At 42.9% G+C, this 21,939-nt stretch carries 17 protein-coding genes; 7 read left to right on the top strand and 10 right to left on the bottom strand.

Going from position 1 to position 21,939, the window contains the following annotated elements; translation table 11 throughout:
* Window positions 1–138: 138 nt before the first annotated feature.
* A complete protein-coding gene (locus FW759_RS02835) occupies window positions 139–1,599 on the bottom strand; it encodes a hypothetical protein (protein WP_446442138.1) in 1,461 nt (486 codons plus the stop codon).
* A 452-nt stretch (window positions 1,600–2,051) separates the two neighbouring features.
* Between FW759_RS02835 and serB the strand changes: the two genes are divergently transcribed.
* From serB to hemJ, 6 genes are all read left to right on the top strand, one after another.
* The gene (gene serB, locus FW759_RS02830) at window positions 2,052–3,242 is read left to right on the top strand and encodes a phosphoserine phosphatase SerB (RefSeq protein ID WP_446442137.1); all 1,191 of its coding nucleotides are present in this window, start codon (window positions 2,052–2,054) and stop codon (window positions 3,240–3,242) included.
* A 206-nt stretch (window positions 3,243–3,448) separates the two neighbouring features.
* The gene (locus tag FW759_RS02825; protein ID WP_446442136.1) at window positions 3,449–4,441 is read left to right on the top strand and encodes a DUF368 domain-containing protein; all 993 of its coding nucleotides are present in this window, start codon (window positions 3,449–3,451) and stop codon (window positions 4,439–4,441) included.
* A gap of 269 nt (window positions 4,442–4,710) precedes the next feature.
* Window positions 4,711–5,112, top strand: coding sequence for an AciT family ciprofloxacin tolerance protein (gene aciT / locus FW759_RS02820; protein ID WP_353670460.1), 402 nt, complete (start codon window positions 4,711–4,713; stop codon window positions 5,110–5,112).
* Window positions 5,113–5,282: 170 nt separating this feature from the next.
* Window positions 5,283–5,789 (top strand): SCP2 sterol-binding domain-containing protein, encoded by a 507-nt coding sequence (locus FW759_RS02815; RefSeq protein WP_353670461.1) that lies wholly within the window; start codon window positions 5,283–5,285, stop codon window positions 5,787–5,789.
* Between the two features lie 352 nt (window positions 5,790–6,141).
* Window positions 6,142–7,302 (top strand): biotin synthase BioB, encoded by a 1,161-nt coding sequence (gene bioB / locus FW759_RS02810; RefSeq protein WP_353670462.1) that lies wholly within the window; start codon window positions 6,142–6,144, stop codon window positions 7,300–7,302.
* Window positions 7,303–7,397: 95 nt separating this feature from the next.
* Window positions 7,398–7,832, top strand: coding sequence for a protoporphyrinogen oxidase HemJ (gene hemJ / locus FW759_RS02805; RefSeq protein WP_062845478.1), 435 nt, complete (start codon window positions 7,398–7,400; stop codon window positions 7,830–7,832).
* A 187-nt stretch (window positions 7,833–8,019) separates the two neighbouring features.
* On the opposite strand, the gene FW759_RS02800 is transcribed toward hemJ, so the two are convergent.
* The 6 genes from FW759_RS02800 to FW759_RS02775 all read right to left on the bottom strand — a co-directional run bounded on the left by FW759_RS02800 (window position 8,020) and on the right by FW759_RS02775 (window position 16,919).
* On the bottom strand, window positions 8,020–8,826 hold the full coding sequence (locus FW759_RS02800; RefSeq protein WP_062845479.1) for a hypothetical protein: 807 nt from the start codon (window positions 8,824–8,826) through the stop codon (window positions 8,020–8,022).
* A gap of 233 nt (window positions 8,827–9,059) precedes the next feature.
* Window positions 9,060–9,566 carry a hypothetical protein gene (locus tag FW759_RS02795; RefSeq protein WP_353670463.1) on the bottom strand — a complete coding sequence of 169 codons (507 nt, stop codon included), beginning with the start codon at window positions 9,564–9,566 and terminating at the stop codon, window positions 9,060–9,062.
* Between the two features lie 106 nt (window positions 9,567–9,672).
* A complete protein-coding gene (gene rph / locus FW759_RS02790; protein ID WP_446442135.1) occupies window positions 9,673–10,389 on the bottom strand; it encodes a ribonuclease PH in 717 nt (238 codons plus the stop codon).
* A 305-nt stretch (window positions 10,390–10,694) separates the two neighbouring features.
* Window positions 10,695–12,392, bottom strand: a complete 1,698-nt coding sequence (locus tag FW759_RS02785; RefSeq protein WP_434969842.1) for an AMP-binding protein — start codon at window positions 12,390–12,392, stop codon at window positions 10,695–10,697.
* A gap of 605 nt (window positions 12,393–12,997) precedes the next feature.
* On the bottom strand, window positions 12,998–14,731 hold the full coding sequence (locus FW759_RS02780; protein WP_446442134.1) for an AMP-binding protein: 1,734 nt from the start codon (window positions 14,729–14,731) through the stop codon (window positions 12,998–13,000).
* A 361-nt stretch (window positions 14,732–15,092) separates the two neighbouring features.
* Window positions 15,093–16,919: a vWA domain-containing protein gene (locus FW759_RS02775; RefSeq protein WP_353670465.1), complete on the bottom strand. Its 1,827-nt coding sequence runs from the start codon at window positions 16,917–16,919 to the stop codon at window positions 15,093–15,095.
* A 341-nt stretch (window positions 16,920–17,260) separates the two neighbouring features.
* Here FW759_RS02775 and parC point away from each other — a divergent pair, with 341 nt between their 5' ends.
* Complete coding sequence (gene parC, locus FW759_RS02770) at window positions 17,261–19,579, top strand: DNA topoisomerase IV subunit A (protein WP_446442133.1); 2,319 nt, start codon at window positions 17,261–17,263, stop codon at window positions 19,577–19,579.
* A gap of 141 nt (window positions 19,580–19,720) precedes the next feature.
* On the opposite strand, the gene FW759_RS02765 is transcribed toward parC, so the two are convergent.
* The 3 genes from FW759_RS02765 to FW759_RS02755 all read right to left on the bottom strand — a co-directional run bounded on the left by FW759_RS02765 (window position 19,721) and on the right by FW759_RS02755 (window position 21,796).
* Window positions 19,721–20,200, bottom strand: coding sequence for a BLUF domain-containing protein (locus FW759_RS02765; protein WP_353670466.1), 480 nt, complete (start codon window positions 20,198–20,200; stop codon window positions 19,721–19,723).
* Window positions 20,201–20,553: 353 nt separating this feature from the next.
* On the bottom strand, window positions 20,554–21,027 hold the full coding sequence (locus FW759_RS02760; protein WP_062845487.1) for a BLUF domain-containing protein: 474 nt from the start codon (window positions 21,025–21,027) through the stop codon (window positions 20,554–20,556).
* A 196-nt stretch (window positions 21,028–21,223) separates the two neighbouring features.
* Window positions 21,224–21,796, bottom strand: a complete 573-nt coding sequence (locus FW759_RS02755) for a hemerythrin domain-containing protein (protein WP_353670467.1) — start codon at window positions 21,794–21,796, stop codon at window positions 21,224–21,226.
* Window positions 21,797–21,939: the final 143 nt, after the last annotated feature.

Below are 21,939 nucleotides of genomic sequence, written 5' to 3'. Positions count from 1 at the left end.
ATTAAAAACATATCAATATATATATGCCTTATAAAGTCTCTATTGAATGTTGTCAATCCTTTTTATCATGATGACAGATTTAATAGCCGATACTAAGATAACGGTAAAACAAACAATTGTATATAAATATAATGACAATTATATCGATGATTCGCTGTCATTTTCGATCATCAGTACAGCGTTACGAACATCGGCTAGTCGCTGTATCATGGCATCATTACCACCATCGAAAATCGCACACTCGCGCTCATAGACCGTTGTCGGGCGCATGATGCTATGCACTTGAACATGGTGATTGATTTGTTTGATACCAGCGTTTGGCAACAAAATCAACATTTGCTCTTTGCGACCAACGCTGTGTAACAACTGTGTCATTGCCTCTGACTGAGCATCGTCGCTCACCCCTGCTTTTGCAGGTAACGCAAACCGTGATAGCTCAATATGCTTATCATGGATGATTTTATTGAGCATTAGGTAGAGCTTACCAAGCATCACGCCTGCCAGTGCTACTTTTGCATGACTGTTATCTGCCTTTAACAACACACTAGCGCCTTTGTCTTCAAACCGTGGCTCATTTATTAGGCTAACACCCAGCAATAAAGGCTGTTTGAGCAATTCAGTTATCGCTTGGTTCAATAGCTGCGTACACAATGCTAAATAAGGCAAGCGTTGAGACGGTGCCAAACGCTCGAGCATATTGAACTCATCGTGAAAGACCAGCTGCACACGCACACTGTCGAACGCTCGTGTGGCAGACAGCCTAGAAGCACCACCAAATTTGGTTGACGTATGACTGGTGCTACCGGTGTCGCCCTGTGCATCATCACTCGCTTCCGTTGTCTCACCCATTTTACTTGCGGCCATATCAACCGTTTCGCTTGCAGTGCCTTGGCTCTGTTGCTTTCTCAAGTATTGATTGACCTCATTATGGATGTCACGTTTTTTTACGGTGCTGGTCTCGCTATCCGTCACCGTTTCATCTGAGCGCTCGGTGCCCATGTTTTCTCTATCCGCTGAACGACGTTCAAAATTGCGATCATAGTTCCTCGGATCCATTTGCATATATTGCTCACGATGCAGATTTTGGATTTCGCGGCTAAGGGCATTGATTTGTTCTTTGGTTGGGCGCGCAAGATAGCCATAAATCACCCAAAGTAACAAATGCAGCAGCATAGTCCCAATGACAAACGGCCATTGCATGGCGATAATTTCGCCTTTACTCACATCTTTCAAAGTCAAGGCAACGCTGCCAATGACCGCCTCCCCTTTGGTTGCAATTTGACGAATGGTATCGCCTTGTTGCATGGGCGCATTGCCCACGGGTACTAAAATCTCATCTTTATTGTCTTTAATCAGTATCCGTGTGACATCTTGCTCGCTGGTATAGCGATTGGCAATAACGCTGAGGCTGACACGGTCTTTATTTTCTAAAGACAACCTCGCTTCATCAATCAGCTGGGCGACCATCTGCTCGCCTTTTAACGCACGACTATTGCTCAGCTGTTGGTCAGTACTAATGACCAATAACAGAGTCTGCAAACAAAAACTAACCAGAAGAATTATGGCAAACAACCCTTGCCGCGGCGCTAAATACGTCATGATATGGTAAACTTTTTTGGATAAAAGAAATTAAAAAACAAGGCTATCGCTCATTTTTTGGCTAATTTAAAAAAATGGTACTGCGTGTGTCTCTATCACTCGTTACTGAAATCAAGTAACACCCTTTAAACCTGCTAAGACATCATTACTGAAAACCACTGTTTTAGGCATCCATACTTCGCGTAAACTGATGCCATTTTGGCTCGTTCACACGGATCACAAGAGCCGTCACATACTCAGCGAATATTCGCTACTATATCACCATAATAAGTCTTATAGCGTTAGCGGCTTGAGAAATTTATTACAACATGAGCCTGTTACTTCTTCTACTTTTTGAGTGACAATAGTCATTTTTAGGACACTATGATACTTTGCGTGCCCTCTATAGGCGCTGCTTAGTAAAACTGGTATTATTCCTAATCTTATATGAGCATACAAGGGACAATTGAGGCATGCCAAACAATACATCTTATTCGTTACCAAAAGACAGCAAAGCATGGCAACAAGCCGTCGATTCTGTTGCGTCGTTATTACCGAACGATACCAATTTGCAAGATTTTGATGCGCTACAGTCTCTCCCCGTGTTTGCCCTTATTGTCGTATTGCCTGCCAGAGTATCAACACTTGATATTCATCAATATGTACAGTCATGGGTCGATGAGCAGCCAAACTGGCATCTGGTGACAGTTGCAGAAGATGCAGATGCAAGTTTTGTCAATATCACTGTGTCTGATACCGAACCGATGGCAGGAAACGCTCAGCGTCTACCCTTTACACAATCACAAGTTTTTCGCTATCTGTTAGTACCAGTAACCGACACGCTAATGCATCCTGGCAAAAAAACCGCCGCCGCTCATATTATTGACGATCAGCTGACAACACGCTTGCGCCGCGATTTAACCGAATCGTACAAGAATACTTATCGTACAAACAGTGCCGACTCATTAGACGTCGTCGATTGCCATATCTTATCTGTCGGTCACATGCTACGCACCCATAAGCTTGCTTGCTTTGATATGGATTCAACCTTAATTGAGCAAGAAGTCATCGTCGAGCTTGCAAAAGCGGCTGGCGTAGGTGAGAAGGTTGAGGCCATTACTGAGGCGGCAATGCGCGGTGAAATCGACTTTGATGAATCCTTCGCGCAGCGAGTGGCACTGTTAAAAGGTCTGTCAACAGATGTGCTTGATGAGATATGTGGGCGCTTGACGCTATCAACTGGCGCTCGTACCACAATCAGCGCACTAAAAGCACTGGGCTATCATACGGTGCTGGTATCAGGTGGCTTTACGTATTTTGCTCGTTATATCGCGGAGCAACTTGGCATTGATGAAGTACACGCCAACCGCTTAGACATCGAAGATGGGGAAGTCACTGGACATGTGCAGTTGCCTATCGTCAATGGTGCCAAAAAAGCCGCTATCGTCGAACATACGGCTGAGCGATTGGGGATTGAGATGTCACAAGTGGTCTGCATTGGCGACGGTGCCAATGATTTACCAATGATGGCTATCGCAGATTTGGGCGTGGCTTATCGCGCCAAGCCTATTGTTCAAGCGCGCGCGGACGCCGCTATTAATGCGACAGGACTTGAAGGCACGCTTTATGCTCTCGGGTATCCTGCATTTGCTCCTACTGAGTAATCGCTCCATACTCAAGTTTATACTATGAGCCAGATTAACGAACCTGTAAGTCAGATTAATGGCCGCATCGTTGATCTGGCTTTTATGCGACACAACATTACGACACACTTATCAGATTTAATACGGCCATCTACTGCATTGCTGTTTTAGCATGACTGTTGGCATTCATTTTCAGCGCTTATCGTTAAATAATAAAGGATTTGTCCATGACGGCACCACAATCACCGCGACCGAACGAGTCGTCAACGCCGCAATTACCGGATGAAAATACCCGTCTTATTACTGACAGCCCAAAGCAATTATTGGGCATCTATATTAGAGGTATGGCTATGGGCGCGGCAGATATCGTACCTGGCGTCTCTGGTGGTACGATTGCCCTGATTGCTGGCATTTATGAGCGATTGATCAACGCTCTCAGTAGTATTGGACCCAATCTTTGGCAGATATTTCGGCAGCAGGGCGGTATCAAAGGATTGTTTGCTGTATGGCGCGCGGTGGACGCTACCTTTTTGCTTTTCTTAGTATTAGGAATTGCCACAAGCTTTGCTACGTTAGCTGGCATGATCAAATATTTATTGGATTATCAGCCACTACTCATTTGGTCATTCTTTTTTGGTTTGGTGGTGGCAACTGTTCTTATCTTATTGACTGAGATAAAACGTTGGAATATAGGGCGAGTGGTACTATTTTTTGTTGGTCTTATCGCCGCAGTCATTATCAGTAGCTTGCCTTTACTCACCGCAACACCAAGCTTGCCTTATCTGTTTTTTGCAGGGGCAATCGCTATTTGCGCCATGATACTACCAGGCATATCAGGCTCTTTTATCCTATTATTGCTTGGTGCTTATGACACGGCTTTAGAAGCGGTACACACCCTGAATTTTACTATTATTTTTACGGTTATCGCTGGTATGGCAACGGGGCTTTTATTGTTTACTCGTGCGCTCAAATGGTTGTTATCCCGCTACTATCAGGCGACCTTAGCGTTGCTCACAGGATTTATCGCAGGCTCTTTAGTGAAAGTATGGCCTTGGAAAGTCGATGCGCTGGGCACGCTCAACAGCACCGCCGTCACCAATGTTATGCCGTGGCAATACCCTACTGGTGCACAGTGGTTGACCACCTTGGGGCTTATGCTATTGGGCGCGGTTTTGGTATCGCTATTATCTTGGTGGGGCCATCGTAGCAATCGCGTATAAATGCTGACTGAATCAAAACTCATGCCAAGTTAACCTTTAATCGCTCTCTTTGATCGCTACTGCAAACACCATTGAAACACTTTTTTATCATAAAAACTAAACGCGCACTTTATGGCGTTTAGTTTCAAATCTGTGATAAATAACACCCAAAACTCATCAAAAAACCAAACGTCAACGGTTGTCGCAAAGTCGCCTCTCCCCTCTTTAGCTTTGTTCAACAAACTTTCATAATGATGACATTGAAATTCACCTTATGAATAGCGAGATGAATGATGTTATTAACTGTCTTTTCTTTTATTGGTATCGCTACTTTGAGTGGCACTGCATTGCTCGGTTATGGCGGACTAATCGGCTTAATCGTGGCACTTGCTTTGTCCTCTCAGCGCTGGCTACTATGGTACCTATTCGGTGGTATGGCTTATTGGTTGAGTGTGGAAGTGCTCCAGAGCTTACTCGCCTCTCGCCCTATACTGTCGGAGCTGTCGGAATGGCACAGCTACGTAATTGCGATGGGTATCAGCTGGCTGCCTTTGGTCGGCTGGGTATTGTACCGAGCAATACGTTACGAAGATGTGAGTCGCACTGTACAGCAGCAGCGTGCTTTGGAAGCAGCCCGTTATAAAGAGCATACGCCTGTCTATGATGACGACTATCAACCGCGTTTTCACTAAGGATGTCACCAGTATGTTGGCATCATTGAATGTTACAAGATACTTAACGCTCTCTACGTAACTCCTAAAGAATTGCCACCTGTCCATCGTTTATAATCTATTTATATATTTGTCAATAAAACTGGTATAAAGTACGCACTATTTGCGTCTCATTCTTTAGGAGTTTATTTATGTTTACTGTGCCTGTATTAAATATTAAGTCTGATCCGTTAGATGTATTATTAGCGGTCGTGGGTTATCGTTTGTCAATGCTTGCTGATAGTGACAATGAAGACATCAAAGCGCTATTTGCTGACCGTAAAGTAACTATCGAAATCGCAAGCGACGAGTCTAATATTGCTCGTTATTTTAGATTTGATGATGGTCAATTTAGCCAACACAGCGGCCATGCCGAAAAAGCAGATTTGACGATCAATTTTAAAGACTCTATGACTGGCGTTAAGCTCTTAACTAAGGGCGATCTTCCTTCCTTTATGACAGCAGTCCAAGAAGGCAACCTAAGCATTGAGGGTGATTACAGCCTAATGATGTGGTTTAACAAGCTGGCCAAACATATCGTGCCACCCATTCCAGAAGAATATAAACCATATCTCCAAAAAGCCAAGCCGTATGCTTATAAAGCACAAAGTTTTGCCAATCATTGGATCGGCGTGGCAAAACATAAAATGGGCAAATAACCCGCAAGTTATTGACTAAATAGCCAAACTATAGTCAATCCAGTATAAAAGAAATACGGCCCTGCCAACGTCATATTTTCTTGCTTACTGTGCCTTCGCAGACAGAGGCTACGAAAATATATCGTTGGCAATCCATTATCATTGTTGTACCTTTTTTATTTAGGATCAGCTATATAAATAGTTGCTGCTTATGTTCATAATTGTGTCGATTATAAATCTTATTTGGTAGTGGTCTGTTTTTCTAAAAAGGTTGCGTTATACTATAGCGCAACCTTTTTTATGACCTTAAAAACGATAAGCGTATCAGCAATTATCTGATACACCTTAATAGTATGATAAAAGGACTTATACCATGGCAGGATTACTTAGCATCTCAGAACCTAATGCCGGTAGCCCCACTGATATGAATAATCAAAACGACATCAATAATGACTTCTTGGCAAGCCTAGTGAATGATGCCACTCAGGCACCAAAAGACGTCACTGAACAATACACTCGTGAAGACATTGAGCAACTATTCGATTTGCCTTTGATGGATTTATTGCTACGAGCACAAACGATTCATCGAGAAAACTTTAACCCCAATGAAGTACAGATCAGCACTTTATTGTCTATCAAGACGGGTAACTGCCCTGAAGATTGCGGCTATTGCTCACAATCCGGTCATCATCGCGATACGACCAAATTACAAGCAGAAAAACGCTTGGAGATTGATAAAGTCATTGCCGCAGCCAAACGTGCCAAAGCCACTGGTTCATCACGATTTTGTATGGGCGCAGCTTGGAAACACCCTAGCGCCAAAGACATGCCTTACGTGGTTGAGCTGGTGAAAGAAGTAAAAGCGTTGGGACTAGAGACTTGTATGACTCTTGGTATGCTAGATACCGACCAAGCCACCCAATTGGCTGACGCAGGACTGGATTATTACAATCACAATCTCGATACGTCACGACGTTATTATGAGCAAGTGGTCAGTACGCGCAGTTATGATGAGCGCTTAGACACGCTTGCCAATGTGCGTAATTCAGGAATCAATGTTTGTAGTGGTAATATCGTGGGCATGGGCGAAAGTCGTGATGACCGCATTGATTGGGTACATGAGCTACTCAAAATGCCTAAAGCACCCGAATCTATCCCCGTCAATTTGTTGGTGCCGATTGCTGGCACACCAATTGGTGATAAAGTCTTAGCTGAAGGACAGCTATCTGTACTTGAATGGATACGTACGATTGCGGTGGCTCGTATTTGCTGTCCAACCAGCTATGTACGTTTGTCTGCTGGACGCGAAAGCTTGTCTGATTCTGAGCAAGCCCTAGCCTTTATGGCAGGTGCCAATTCGTTCTTTTATGGTGATAAACTCCTGACCACAGGCAATGCCAGTCAGTCAGGCGATGATAGATTGATGCGAGAGCTGGGTTTGACCAAACAGTTTGCCGCGCCACGCGCCCCAAAACAAGTTCCTGTTTTGGACGCCATGAGCGGTCATCAATCAAGGGTCGTATTGGCCGAGTAGTCGTGTCTAACGCTACCATCAGTAGACAATCTGCGCTAAGCTTGCTCGCATGATTTACTGCCCAACTAAGCTTAGGTGTATATAAGAGAGACATCATGCCAGATTATTTTAATTGGATCAAAGCCGCGCACATTATCTCTATGGTTTGCTGGTTTGCCGCTATATTTTATTTGCCGCGCTTGTTTGTGTACCATGCGATGAGTGATGACAGCATCAGCCAAGAGCGCTTTGTTATTATGGAGCGCAAGTTGTATCGCGGTATCATGACACCGTCGATGATCGCCACATGGGTCTTTGGTCTGTGGATGTTAGGAATGGGCTGGGAGGTTTACAAAACCCAAGGCTGGCTACATGTCAAGCTGCTATTAGTCATACTGTTGTCCGGCTATCATGGCGCATGTGGTTTTTACCGCAAAAAACTGATAGACAATCCGCATTATAAAACCCATAAGTTTTGGCGCTGGTTTAATGAAGTGCCTGTGTTTGCGTTAGTCATTATTGTGATTTTGGTGGTGGTAAAACCTTTTTGAGCATTATATTAGTGAGCCTTAAGAGAAACTGATACGTAAGTAGTAAGTAAAGTAGCCACACCATTTGACAAAAAAGCGTCCAGCACATAGAAGTGGTGGACGCTTTTTTATTTGCTATTTTTTCATTAACTAAGTGCGCTTGATAACACTATTATACCGCCAGACACTCAAATATTTAGCCTTGGCACTACACGCTAGGACGCATGATTTGATAGACGTTGCTCAAATCATATACACGATAGCGTGCAGGTTCGCGGCGGTTTTCGCCCGCATAGCTAAGTATCAAGGCTTGTTTGGATGCTTCATCAACCCAGCCCACAAACAACCCACTATGCTCGACACGGTTGTAACCGTGGTTGATATAATAGAGCCAATCGCCTACTTCAATCTCATCACTACGAGCGTAAGGACCCTGACTATAGGTGCCTTTATGAATGGTATCGCGGCTCACCCCTGCACGATTAAACACCGCATTAAGATAGTCCCAGCAGCCGCCTTTAATAATCGTACGCTCATTGAGCGCCATTTTGCGAGCCATACTGACCACTTCACGCGCTGCCAAACTGCTTTGCGTCTCTGCGCTACTTAATAACGGTAAATACTCATTATCAACATTATCGTAATTACCAGACAAAAAAGCAGGCAGCACAACTGGTGCTTGATTTTTTACGTTCGGATAATGATAGGCCGATTGCTGAGTGCCGTAACTGGGTGTGTTTACCACATTGGCAGTTGAATATCTGGTATTGGCATTGATAGCGGGTTGAGTATTGGTAGCATTGCTACGATAGGTGCCAGCGCGCTGAATGGTAGAGCGAGTACTGACTTTAGCAGAAGGGACTGCAGAATATGATGGAGATGAGTAATTAGATTGGACAGACTTTTGGGCGATGAGTGCACTCATGCTATCTGCATAAGCTGAACTGATTGAACCAAAAGCAAATAACAACAAACTGCACGACGCTGTAACCAACGGAATGGGCAAACGCGACATGGCTAACTCCTTGCCAATAAAATATAAGTAATAGCATGAATGATGATTAGACTTTTCAAGCTTACTTATAAACTATTTGGATAGGAATCTGCAAGTCCTATTCAACTTTCAGAATAGATAAAAGGTATAAAAACCCAGACCAATGGTTTAAAAAAGAGGATATGTATGAGAATACAGAGAGGATAAAATAGTCTTGGCTCAGTGATAAAGACAGATATCTACATATAGATCATTCACTCAGTATCATCTGAATCGCTATTCATTTTGATATTTACATGGCGCTTAGTCAGCGCTTGACCTTGCAAGATAGCTTTGGTCGCTGTTGCCTCTTGAAGACTTTCAAAACCACTAATATGATACTTTTGCTTATCTTCATCATCGACAATCTGTAGTTGCTCACCAATAAGCATAATTTTATCACCATCGGTCAACTGGATATGCTCACGCTTGCCTTGATTGTCATGCACCAGCTCACCAGCTCGCACCCACAAAACACCATTTGCAATCACACCTGCCATGGCTTTTTTGCGTTGTTGACGTTGTCGATTAAAAATAAAACTGCCAACGATAAGTAAGGCCAATGCACCGATAGCGAGGCGCTCTGATAATAAACTCATGGCCAAAGCCACCGCTACTGCGCCTACCAGCAACGCTGACCCGAACCAAAACATACCATTATCAGCCGCTTGCGACTGACCCTGCAACGTAATTTTAGCGCCATCGTCGGTCAGCTTGAGCATGCATTATTACCTATCGTCAGATATTTATGAGTAAAAAGCCAAGTATCTATAAATAGTTTATGGCAGGTCTAAAAGGGTTGTTAAAATGCTCAATACAAGAAGCGGACTACCAACCTAAAGCTGTTTGTTGCAATTTGATCAATTCAGCGATGCCTTTTTCTGCCATTGCAAGCATATCATCAGCCTGAGCACGGGTGAATGGTTTTTCTTCGGCCGTACCTTGTAATTCAATGAACTCACCTTTTTGTGTCATGACAACATTCAAATCAGTGTCACAACTGGCGTCTTCTTCATAGTTTAGATCCAAATAGGCTTCGCCATCTTTCATACCGACAGAAACAGCAGCAACCAAGCCAATCAATGGATCTGATTTGAGTTTTTTGGTTCTTTGAAGGCTTTCTAACGCATCAACAAGCGCAATCGCAGCACCCGTCACACTCGCAGTACGAGTACCACCGTCCGCTTGCAACACATCACAATCAAGATAAATGGTATTTTCGCCAAGCTTGCTCAAGTCAATCATGGCTCGTAAGCTACGACCAATCAAACGCTGAATCTCTTGCGTTCGACCTGATTGCTTACCACGTGCCGCTTCACGCTGGTTGCGAGTGTTGGTCGCTCGTGGCAACATGCCGTATTCGGCAGTGATCCAACCTTTACCCTTGCCTTTTAGCCAGCGCGGTACACCTGATTCGACACTGGCAGTACACAGCACTTTAGTATCACCGAAGCTTACCAATACTGATCCTTCGGCATGCTTAGTATAATGGCGCTCAAAGCTGATCGAGCGAAGTTGGTCAAGCTCACGATTATCAATACGCATAAAAATTCCTAGTACAATGTTTTAAAAGCAGTGTCATAAAAATAACAAATTTGGTGGCGTTTGGCTGTTTATATATCTCAATAGATAAGTAATCAGTTATTAGTATATATCTGAGTAAATGATAAACAGACGTTTTGGTAGGCTCAAAAAGACAGCCATCCTAACGTGACAGCGGCGCAATAGCAAGATTCACTCAAGCTATAACGCCGCGGTTTTACTAAAAAGCTGATGCAATCATAAAATGGCGCACTGATTACTCTGACGGCTTTACGCTCATACTTTTACTTATCTTTATTGTGATACCCTTATTCTAGGCCTTCCATCTTACGCAATTCTTTACGCAGGATCTTACCAACGTTTGACTTTGGTAATTCATCCACAAACTGGATATGACGGGGACGCTTATAGCCAGTCAGCTGTTTTTTACCAAAATCTAGCAATTCTTGTTCTGTGACTTCGCCCTTTTTGACCACAAATAATTTTGGTTCTTCACCGCGCTCCTCATTTGGCACTCCAATAGCACCGCACTCTGCCACCGCTGGATGCTCACTCATGGCTTCTTCGATTTCATTTGGATAGACATTAAAACCTGAGACCAAAATCATGTCTTTTTTGCGATCGACAATTTTAATGAAGCCCTTTTCATCCATGATACCGATATCACCCGTTTTTAGGTAACCATTAGCCGTAAAGGTTTCGGCGGTTTCTTTGGGACGGTTTTGATAGCCAATCATTACTTGTGGCCCTTTAACACATATCTCACCGCGATCGCCCATGACCACTTCATTTTCGTCGTCATCGATCAGTATCACGTCCGTGCTAGAGGCAGGAATACCAATTTTGTTAGTGAATTCAGCGATGGTCATTGGATTAAAGGCGACCACAGGCGACGTCTCAGACAGACCATACCCTTCTACAATAGGCAGACCTGTGACGTTGTGCCATTTTTTGGCCACACTTGGCAACACTGACATACCGCCACCGATAGAGGCTTTTAGATTGGAGAAATCTAGCTCTGCAAAACTGTCTTTATTTACCAAGCCATTAAACAAGGTGTTGACTGCAGGGATAAATGACGGCTTGTATTTGCCCATCTCTTTAATCAAACCATCAAGATCGCGTGGATTTGGGATCAGTAAGCCTGCATAACCCTGATACATGCCGTACATACCGCAAACCATAAATGAGAACACATGGTACAGTGGCAATGCGGTCAAAATAACATCACCTGCCTCCACGTCATCTTCAAACGCACTGTTCATAAGGGCGCTAATTTGTAGCATGTTGGCGACTAAATTGCCGTGAGACAACATTGCACCTTTGGCCACCCCCGTCGTACCACCTGTATATTGCAATAATGCCACGTCACTTAAGCTCAAATCAGGACGCTTATAATGACTGGCCGACACTGCATTTAGGGCATGCTTGAAGCTCACACTATTTGGTAAATGATAAGCTGGAATCATTTTTTTGATGTGACGTGCTACAAGGTTGACCACAGCACCTTTAACCGTGCCTAACATATCGCCAATTTTGCAGACAATCACATGCTCCACTTGACCTTTGTCTTCTGCTTCTTGATAGGTTTTTGCAAAATTTTCTACAATAAATAAGGCTTTGGCATTGCTGTCATGCAATTGATGCGACAGCTCTCGGCTGGTGTACAAAGGATTGACGTTGACCAATACCATGCCTGCGCGGATGATACCCAAAGCAACCACTGGATACTGCAACAAGTTGGGCATCATGACCCCAACTTTATCACCCTTGACCAATCCTAATGATTGTAGATAGCTGGCAATTTGACGGCTGTATAAATCCAATTGTTTATAACTGATTTCAGCGCCCATGCAAATATAAGCAGTTTTTTTGCCATAACGGCTAAAATTACGCTCAAACACTTCCAACAAAGAGGTATTGTCGTCTGGCATATCGATAGTAGCATCAATGCCATAGCGCTCATAAGCACTTAACCAAGGTCTATCGCTAGGGATGGTCGGCATGGTAGGGAATGCATTTTCTTGATAAATATTGTCTTGATAAACGGTGTCTTTATGAATACGGTTTTTATCAGCGCTGCTCTTATAAGCACTGTCTTTATTGTTGGTTGCAGCTTTATCGTTTGCTGTCTCTTTATTGATATTATCGGTCATAACTTTCCCTAAACGTTACTATGAAAAATGTAGAATATTTTAACGAAAACACCATTTTTTATGATTGATCAGTGACAGCAAACCCTTATGAATACAAACGGCAATAATCCAATTGGTTTATCATTCATAAGCTGGTCAATAAAAGCGTCTTATCAGGCCCGTGATAGGTGGCACAATTATTTAGCAAAACCAAATTGGCTATCATTTTTGCCATCATGGTTTATACAGTAACACTGACGTTTTTTAGATACTTATAAAAATCCGTCGCTGAGCACTATAGCAGTTTTGCTAGAGTTTCTCTATCTATACTAGCACTGTTAAAACGCTCAAAACGCTCAAAATAAAAAACGATAAGGCTGCCTATGAGCAACCTTATCACTTGTAGCTAACGCGACCCTATAACTATTACAGTCTCTTACATATGCTGTCGTTATAACTCTCTACCGTGTGAGCAATCACGATTGGCCGTGATTCTTTTCTTCAAGCGCGCGTAGGTCTTTACGTAAGATTTTACCCACATTCGATTTTGGTAGCTCATCGATGAATTCAACATAACGAGGGCGCTTATAGCCGGTCAGATTTTCTTTACCATAGGCGAGAACCTCTTCAACCGTCAAGCTATCATCACTGCGTACGACATAAATTTTTGGTACTTCACCACTTTTTTCGTCTTCGATACCAATGACGCCGCACTCCAAAATCTTTGGATGACCCGACATAGCATCTTCAACTTCGTTTGGATAAACATTAAACCCTGAGACCAAAATCATGTCTTTTTTACGATCGACAATTTTAAAGTAACCGTCTTCATCCATAACACCGATATCACCAGTCCGGAAATAACCATCATCCGTCATAACTTCTGCCGTCGCATCCGCGCGCTTCCAGTAACCCTTCATGACTTGTGGACCACGAACACAAATCTCACCGCGCTCACCAAGGGCGACTTCGTTGCCCTCTTCATCCAAAATGGCCATATCCGTTGAAGGCATTGGCAGACCAATATTACCTGAGAACTCGTTTGTGCCTTCTGGATTGGCTGAAGCAACTGGAGAGGTCTCTGATAGACCATAGCCTTGAACAATGATATTGCCCGTTATTTTTTGCCATTTAGCCGCTGTGTCTTTTAATACTGCCATACCGCCACCCATAGACATCTCAAGCTTGCTATGGTCTATGGCTTGGAACTCTTCACTATTTGCAAGGGCGTTAAATAACGTATTGACTGCTGGAAAGAATGCCGGCGGATATGCTTTATAGGCTTTAAGCAAGCTATCAAAGTCGCGTGGATTTGGTACAAGTAGACCGATACAACCACGATACAAGCCAAACATGCCACAAACGGTGAAAGAAAAAATATGATATAAGGGCAGCGCTGTCATGATGACTGGCTGCTCATCTAGCTTTTCAAATTTATCAAAAGCATCGCCCAAGTAAACATCACACTGGATAAGGTTTGCCACTAAGTTGCCATGTGTGAGCATCGCGCCTTTGGCAACACCCGTTGTACCACCGGTATATTGCAGAACTGCTACGTCTTCAAGGCCGATATTATCAGGACGCTTGTAGTGGTCAGCAGAAAAACGATTCAGCGCCTTTTTAAATTTAACACTGCCTTTGATACTATAATCAGGCACCATTTTTTTGACATGGCGAACCACAGCAGTCACGATAAAGCCTTTTAGTGGGCTCATAAGGTCGCCCATGGAGGTAATCACAACATGGTCAACCAAGTCTTTACCAATGTCTTGGTAGGTTTTAGCAAAGTTTTCTAGCAAAATAAGCACTTTGGCATCAGAGTCTTCTAACTGATGTGCCAGCTCCTTGGTAGTATAAAGTGGGTTAACATTGACCAACGTCATGCCCGCGCGAAGTACGCCTAGGACGGCAACTGGCAGCTGTAAAATATTGGGCATCATCACCGCCACTTTATCGCCTTTTTTTAGCCCCAACGATTGCAGATAAGCTGCCATCTGTTTGCTATAGCGATCTAATTCTTCATAGGACAGTTTGACATCCATACACACAAATGCTGTTTTGCCAGCATAGGTAACAAAGTTTTTTTCGAGTATATCGATTAAAGAGGTATTGGCAGCTGGCATCATGATGTCATACTGAATACCAAGTTTTTCGTAAGTTTTGAGCCATACTTTATCATTGCGACGAATGGGGTTGCCCTGATTTTCCATAATCTTTTTTCTCCTAGTCATAGTACGCGATCGATTACTCATACAATCACAGTGTGATATACATACAAAAACTTAGCATTTAGGCTTACGCTGGTAAGCAAAGTCGCCATGTTATCGTATGAGCATGAGCAAACAACATAATGGTCAAAAACCCTCTTCTAATTAACATACACACTTTATACAGACTACTCAATACAAAAGATTGTTACTTGCGTTCGCAAACAGATTTGACGGTAAATAATTTGTTGTATAGCGTCTTTATTCACTCCTGATAGTCAGAAAAATATTCATACTTTTTGGCAATGATCTGTTTATGAATATCTTGCATACAATAATGTCTTTATTGATGATTTATTGCCGTTTATGACTTATTGCTATCAAGTACCATAGCAAGCTCTGTCAAGGTGACAAAATTGCGACGTATGCCGTCTTTATCACTGCTTGGTTGACGAGTAAGCACACTACTCGCCAGTTTCTTACTATCAACATACTGCCAATCATTGATGTATTCATTTTGAGTTAATCGCTGACCAAAACCTGCTACTGCCACCGCAAACTGAGTATCGATATTGGCACTATTTAACGCACGACTGGTTTTATCAATCGGTTGACTAAGAAGCTTTGAGCCGCCGCCTGCTGGTGCTTTATAGCGAATTTTTAGATAGGCTAATTCATTTACATTCTGTGTGTTTTGGGTGCTAGATTTGCTGGTGTTACTGCCATAACGGCGGTCGCTATACAGACCTTTTTTACCTTTAGGTGTCACTTCAAATAGTGCAATCACTGCTTTTCCTGCCCCAAGCTCTCCTGCGTCCACCTTATCATTATTAAAGTCTTGTTCGTCCAGCACCCGATTTTCGTAACCGATTAAGCGCCACTCGCTGACCATATCAGGGTTGAACTCAACTTGGACTTTGACGTCTTTGGCGACCGTATTAAAAGTCGCAGCCAATTCATCACCAAAGACTTTTTTGGCTTCGGTCAGACTGTCGATATAGCTGTAGTTACCGTTACCATTATCCGCCATTTGTTCCATCATATAATCGTTTAAGTTGCCGCGTCCAAAGCCGACTGTCGATAAGGATATACCACGATCACGATTGGCTTTGACCAGCGTTAACATGTCGTCGACATCACTAATTCCGACATTGAAGTCGCCATCAGTCAGCATCATAATACGATTGATACCATTCTTTTTCATGGCTTGCTCAGCTTGTCTGTAAGCCAGCTTCAACGCATCTTCACCATTGGTGGAGCCTTCTGCGTTCAAGCTTTCAATTGCGGCCAGTATTTTGGTTTTTTGGTCGCCGCGGGTCGCAGGCAATGCCACCGTGGTACTGCCAGAATAAGTGACGATACTGATGCTGTCTTCTGCGCGCATCTGCTCTGTCAGTAATTTGAGAGAGGATTGCGCCAATGGCAATTTATCGAGAGAGGACATAGAGCCCGACACATCGACCAAAAATACGAGGTTGGCAGGTGGCATCGGCTGCGTATTGCTATTTTTAGACCAATTACTATCAACTGCTTTGATACCAACTTTGATAATCTTGTTATCCTGATCTGCCCTGTCCCATGGCGAATCGACCACGTCAGTTGCCACCACAAAGGGCGCATTATTAAGGCGTTTACCATCATCAAACTGATATTGAAAATAGTTGATCAACTCCTCCACTCGCACCGCATCGACAGGCGGTAGTCGACCTTCATTCAGATAGCGACGTACATTGGCATAACTGCCCGTATCAGTATCAATAGATAAAGTAGAAACCGCCATTTCTGTAGTACGATGTACAGGATTGGCCTCACTCTTTTGATAATTGTCGCGCTCTTGAGGCGGTATGCTGATACTTGGTACTGGACGGATACCCATCTGAGGCGCTGCGCGTATCAGCATATTACTGCTTACGGCATTTTGTATAGTCATGACAGGCTCTGATGCCACAACGCTCATTGAGTCAACAGCGCTTTGATTAGCTGCCTCTTGATTAATCGTGCTACTACTCGGTTCTGATACTGGCGGAGTCATTTGAGATGAACTACAAGCACTCAGCCCCGCACCGATAACCATAGTGGCCAACAACGCACCTTTTGTTAAGTAATGAGGATATTTTTGTGATAAACAGACAGGCGACATAGCAAATACTCCATAAGTCACATAGATCAATGATGAATTGTCCGTATTCATCTATTTATGATAATTTGTGCCACCCAGTCACACCGTATTTTTTAAAAAATAGATAATAGGTATGTAGAGAAAATGGCTATATCACATCGCTAGATTTTACGTTCATAAGTAAAATGATAAAAAATATTTAGATTAACTATACTCAAGTTATTTTCTAAAAGCTATTGATTAAAGTGCGGTTCAGAGTATGGTTTAAAACGATATGAGCACGTCATACATTGTCGTCTATTCTGACTTGCACCTTTTTAATTGCCGCAATATCCTTTACGATAGCACTATCCTTATTGTCTACTTGCCCCATTTATTAATACCTATTAAAACTCAAAAGTGAACCCTATTTTATGTCCGATGTTATTGATCATACGATTGACCCAATCATTCCAAGTGAACCGATGGATACCCGCTCGGTGGCGGAATTCACTGAGCAAGCCTATCTCAACTATGCCATGTACGTCATCATGGATCGGGCGTTGCCCAATATTGCTGATGGTCTCAAGCCAGTACAGCGCCGTATCGTCTATGCCATGAGCGAGCTTGGCTTAAAGTCTTCTGCCAAAGCAAAAAAATCAGCGCGTACGGTTGGTGATGTACTAGGCAAATACCATCCACATGGTGACAGTGCGTGTTATGAGGCGATGGTGCTGATGGCACAGCCGTTTAGCTACCGCTATCCGCTGATTACTGGTCAAGGCAACTGGGGCAGTCCTGATGATCCAAAATCCTTTGCGGCGATGCGTTATACCGAAGCCAAAATGTCTGCCTATGCTAATACCTTGCTCGCAGAGCTTGGACAAGGAACAGTCAACTGGCAAGATAATTTTGACGGTACGATGCAAGAGCCAACCACTCTACCCGCCCGCTTGCCCAATATTTTATTAAACGGTACCACAGGTATCGCCGTTGGTATGGCGACCGATATACCGCCACATAACCTAAACGAAGTGGTACGCGCAGCCATTCGTTTGCTCAAAAACCCTGAGCTGTCCGTCAAGCAGTTAACTCAGTCAATACCAGCACCTGACTTGCCAACACCAGCCGAAATCATTACCAGTAAAAAAGACTTGCAAGCCATGTATGAGAGTGGCCGTGGCAGCTACAAAATGCGGGCCACATTCCATATCGATAGCAAAGAAAAAAACCTTGTCATCATTGATGCACTTCCTTATCAAGTCTCAGGCAACAAGATTCAAGAGCAAATCGCCAAGCTCATGACCGACAAAAAACTGCCCTGGATTACTGACATTCACGATGAATCAGATCACGAAAACGCTTGCCGTATCGTACTTGAGTTGCGATCGGCACGCGTCGATGTCGAGCGCGTCATGAGTCATCTGTTTGCCAGCACAGATCTAGAAAGCAATTACCGCGTCAACATGAATATGATTGGGCTAAACGGGAAACCGCAAGTCAAAAATTTGAAAGAAATCTTAGAAGAATGGCTTATTTGCCGCCGTTCTGTCGTCACGCGCCGTTTGCAATTTCGCCTCGACAAAATCGATAAGCGCTTGCACATCCTTGCAGGTTTGCTAATTGCGTATCTTAATATTGATGAAGTCATTCGCATCATTCGTGAAGAAGACGATCCAAAAGCAACGTTGATGCAGGACTATGATCTGACTGACATTCAAGCCAATGCCATCTTAGATATTCGTCTGCGCCAGTTGGCAAGACTAGAAGAGATTGAGTTGCGCCGCGAGCAAGATGAGCTGGCTGCCGAACGCGCCATCATTCAAGAATACTTGGACAATCCAGACAGTCTCACCAACCTGATGATTGATGAGCTGACTGCCGACATGAAAGAACATGGTAACGAGCGTGTATCGCCATTGGCAGAACGCGAAGAAGCGCAAGCACTAAAAGAGTCTGACTTGGTACCAAGTGAGCCTGTGACCGCCATCCTATCAAAAGCAGGTTGGATTCGTGCCGCCAAAGGCCATGATGTCGATGCGGCTGGTATGAGCTATCGCTCAGGCGATGCTTATCAGGCGCATGTACGCGGTAAATCCAACGAAAAAATCTACGTGCTCGATAGCACCGGACGCAGTTACAGCATTGATGCACACAACCTTGCTTCTGCGCGTGGTCAAGGTGATCCACTCACAAGTGTGTTGAAGCCACCCGCTGGTGCCAGTTTTGAGCAATTATTAACGGGTGATAATGACCAGCGTATCATTCTCGCCAGCTCAGCAGGTTATGGGTTTATCAATACCCTTGGTAATTTGGACAGCAATCAAAAAGCGGGTAAAAATATCATTACTTTAACAACTGACAGTCGCTTGCTACCAGTTGCGCGTATCGATGTGCCAGCAGATATGGTTAACAGTAGTAGTGACAATAGTGAAGCAACCAGCAGTCGTGCAAACGCGTCGCCTGACCATCTCGCTGTCGTGACCAACGCAGGATACTTACTGATATTTGCGCTTGATGACTTGCCTGAACAAGCACGCGGTAAAGGCAACAAATTGATTAAGTTAAAAGAAGGCGAAGAAGTACTCGCTATCACACCGCTGAGTCAGCAAGACAGCCTAATCATTACCGCTGGCAAACGTCATGTGACGCTAAAGCCCAATGACTTGGCCAACTATACAGGCACTCGTGGTAATCGCGGTGGTCAGTTGCCGAGGGGCTTTCAGAATGTAACGAGTGTTGAGGTTGGATAGTGAATTTCAGTGCTTAAATTTTGCAAAGCTGAGTTAAAAGTCCAGCTATGACCCATCAAAAAGCCGCCTATAAATACTATATAGGCGGCTTCTTTACATCAGCTAGAGCAGCTGACAAAATAGTGAGCAAATACTACCCATTTAAAATTTACTAGATTCAGTATCTGCAAATATTGCTTCTATAAAACTGGTGATTTGTGTGCTTTTCATGAGATAAGGGTTGAAGTCAGCACCTGCTGAGAAGCTTTTCAGGGCGTATTCTTCGTCTTCAGCGCTTGAGGTTAAATACTTTATTAAGAAACCATCCCACTTGCGTGCTTCTATTTCTTTGACTTCAACGATATGAGGTAAAAGGTGCGAATACTCATTAATCAGTTTTGCTAAAACTTCATTAATAACAGGTCTTGACCCTTCTATACTTTGAAGCAAATAATCATCATTGATAACCAGCGCTGACGTTATATCGCTTTGTTCATTGTTCCTTCGCCACTGTTCAAGTATGCGAGTCAGCTCTACGCCGTTATTTTTTTCACTATTTTTACCAATATATGTCAGGCTGATGAGAATATGCTCTCCATTTCTCTTATGCTTTTCTGAAGTATGGCAAGTGTTTGTCTGCATAAGGGGTCCAGTATATAAAAAATTCATTTAATCAAGATAACGTCTAAAGCGGAATATAGCCCACAACGTTTGTCTGTCTTTTACTATGTTTTTGTATTCTAATGACCGTCTTATAGTCTGCCATTAGCGTTTTTATAAAGGAAACATGGCTATATTAAAAAATAATATGATGACGTTTATTATAGGGCAATGGTGATAGAAAGCTGGCTCAGTCAAGGCAGCAGCGTTATGCTAATTATTAAAAGATATGAGTAGTGTATTCCTACAATGCTGGGCGACAGTACAGCGCAATTATCAAATGCTCCTTATTAAAAATAATTAATCAAAACCGATCTCTAGCTTCAATTAAGCTACTATACAATTTTATCCTCTGCAAAAATGGCATTTAGAAAATGTCTAATCTGAGTACTTTTCATCAAATAGGGATTAAAGTCAGCACCTGCTGAAAAATGTTGTAGTGCATACTCTTCATCTTCAACGCTCGAAGTCAGATGCTTAATTAAAAATTTATCCCACTTGCGTACCTCTATTTCTTCGACTTCGATCACATTGGGTGAGATTTCTAAATACTCGCTGATTATTTTTGCTAGGGCATGATTGATGGCAGGTCTTGAACCTTGAATATTTTGAATAAAATAATTATCGTTAACGACCAAGGCTGAGGTTATGTTACTTTTTTCAAAGTATCTGCGCCAATGCTCAAGAGCACGAGCCAACTCCACACCTGAATTTTTGTCAGTCTTTTTAGCAATATACGTCAGGCTAATGAGAATATGCTCTCCATTTCTCTTATGCTTTTCTGAAGTATGGCGAGTGTCTGTCTGCATCAGAAATCCTATTTATAAGAAATTCATTTAGATTAAGATACTATTTAATACTAAATACACGCAATAACATTTTTTCGTCTTTTGCCATGTTTTTGTATTTTCATAACATCTCGACCATTCCACCTAAATGATTTTTAAAATATGTGAATATATTATATCAATAATTAGAACGTTTATTCTATGATTACTCATACATTCAATTCAACCCCAAAATAGGAATTACCAAATCCTCTTCATCTGTTAGATGCTGAGACAATAGATTGCTGACGTCAATCAAGGTCTTGTGCAATTGCTCACCCAGTGCTTTGTCTTCGGCTTCACTGGTCGCAAGCTTCTCGTTTAATGCTTGCAGCTCATTTAATATTGCATCCAAGTGTATGTGGTCTCGATCCAGTATCTCAAAACCTGATTTTAGCTGCGGGTACATACGAATAAACGATGGGAAATACGCTTGGTCCTCGATATTATGGTGATGATGTAATTTCATAATATACTGATTGATTCGTGGTAAGAGTTGCACGCGATATTCTGACCATTCAATACTACCAGAATGATAGGCATCACTAATCTGCGTCAAAATATGCTGACGTTTACGTATATCAGCATGAATATTTAACCAGCCAGACGTTTTATAGACATACTCTGCGCTGAACCATTGAGCCGGTGGCAGTTTATCATATAAAAACAGCCAATCTGCTTGAAGGCGACTGTTAGGATGCCGCGGCGATAAGGCTTCTTGAGGATCCAATTTCTGAGTAAAGGCCGTCATGGTATTATCCTTATAAATTGGTTTTGCTTATTCGATCTCTTTATCAGCACTCATACATAATTCATCAATGCTTTTATAAACAACTTAAAGTTTGATAATCCGAAAATATTAATTAGATTTACTAAAACACTATAAGCAAATAT

This window comes from Psychrobacter sp. 1176_08 (genome assembly GCF_052850615.1).
The sequence above is the reverse complement of the archived record's forward strand: the minus strand, read 5'-3'. Positions and strand labels throughout refer to the sequence as shown.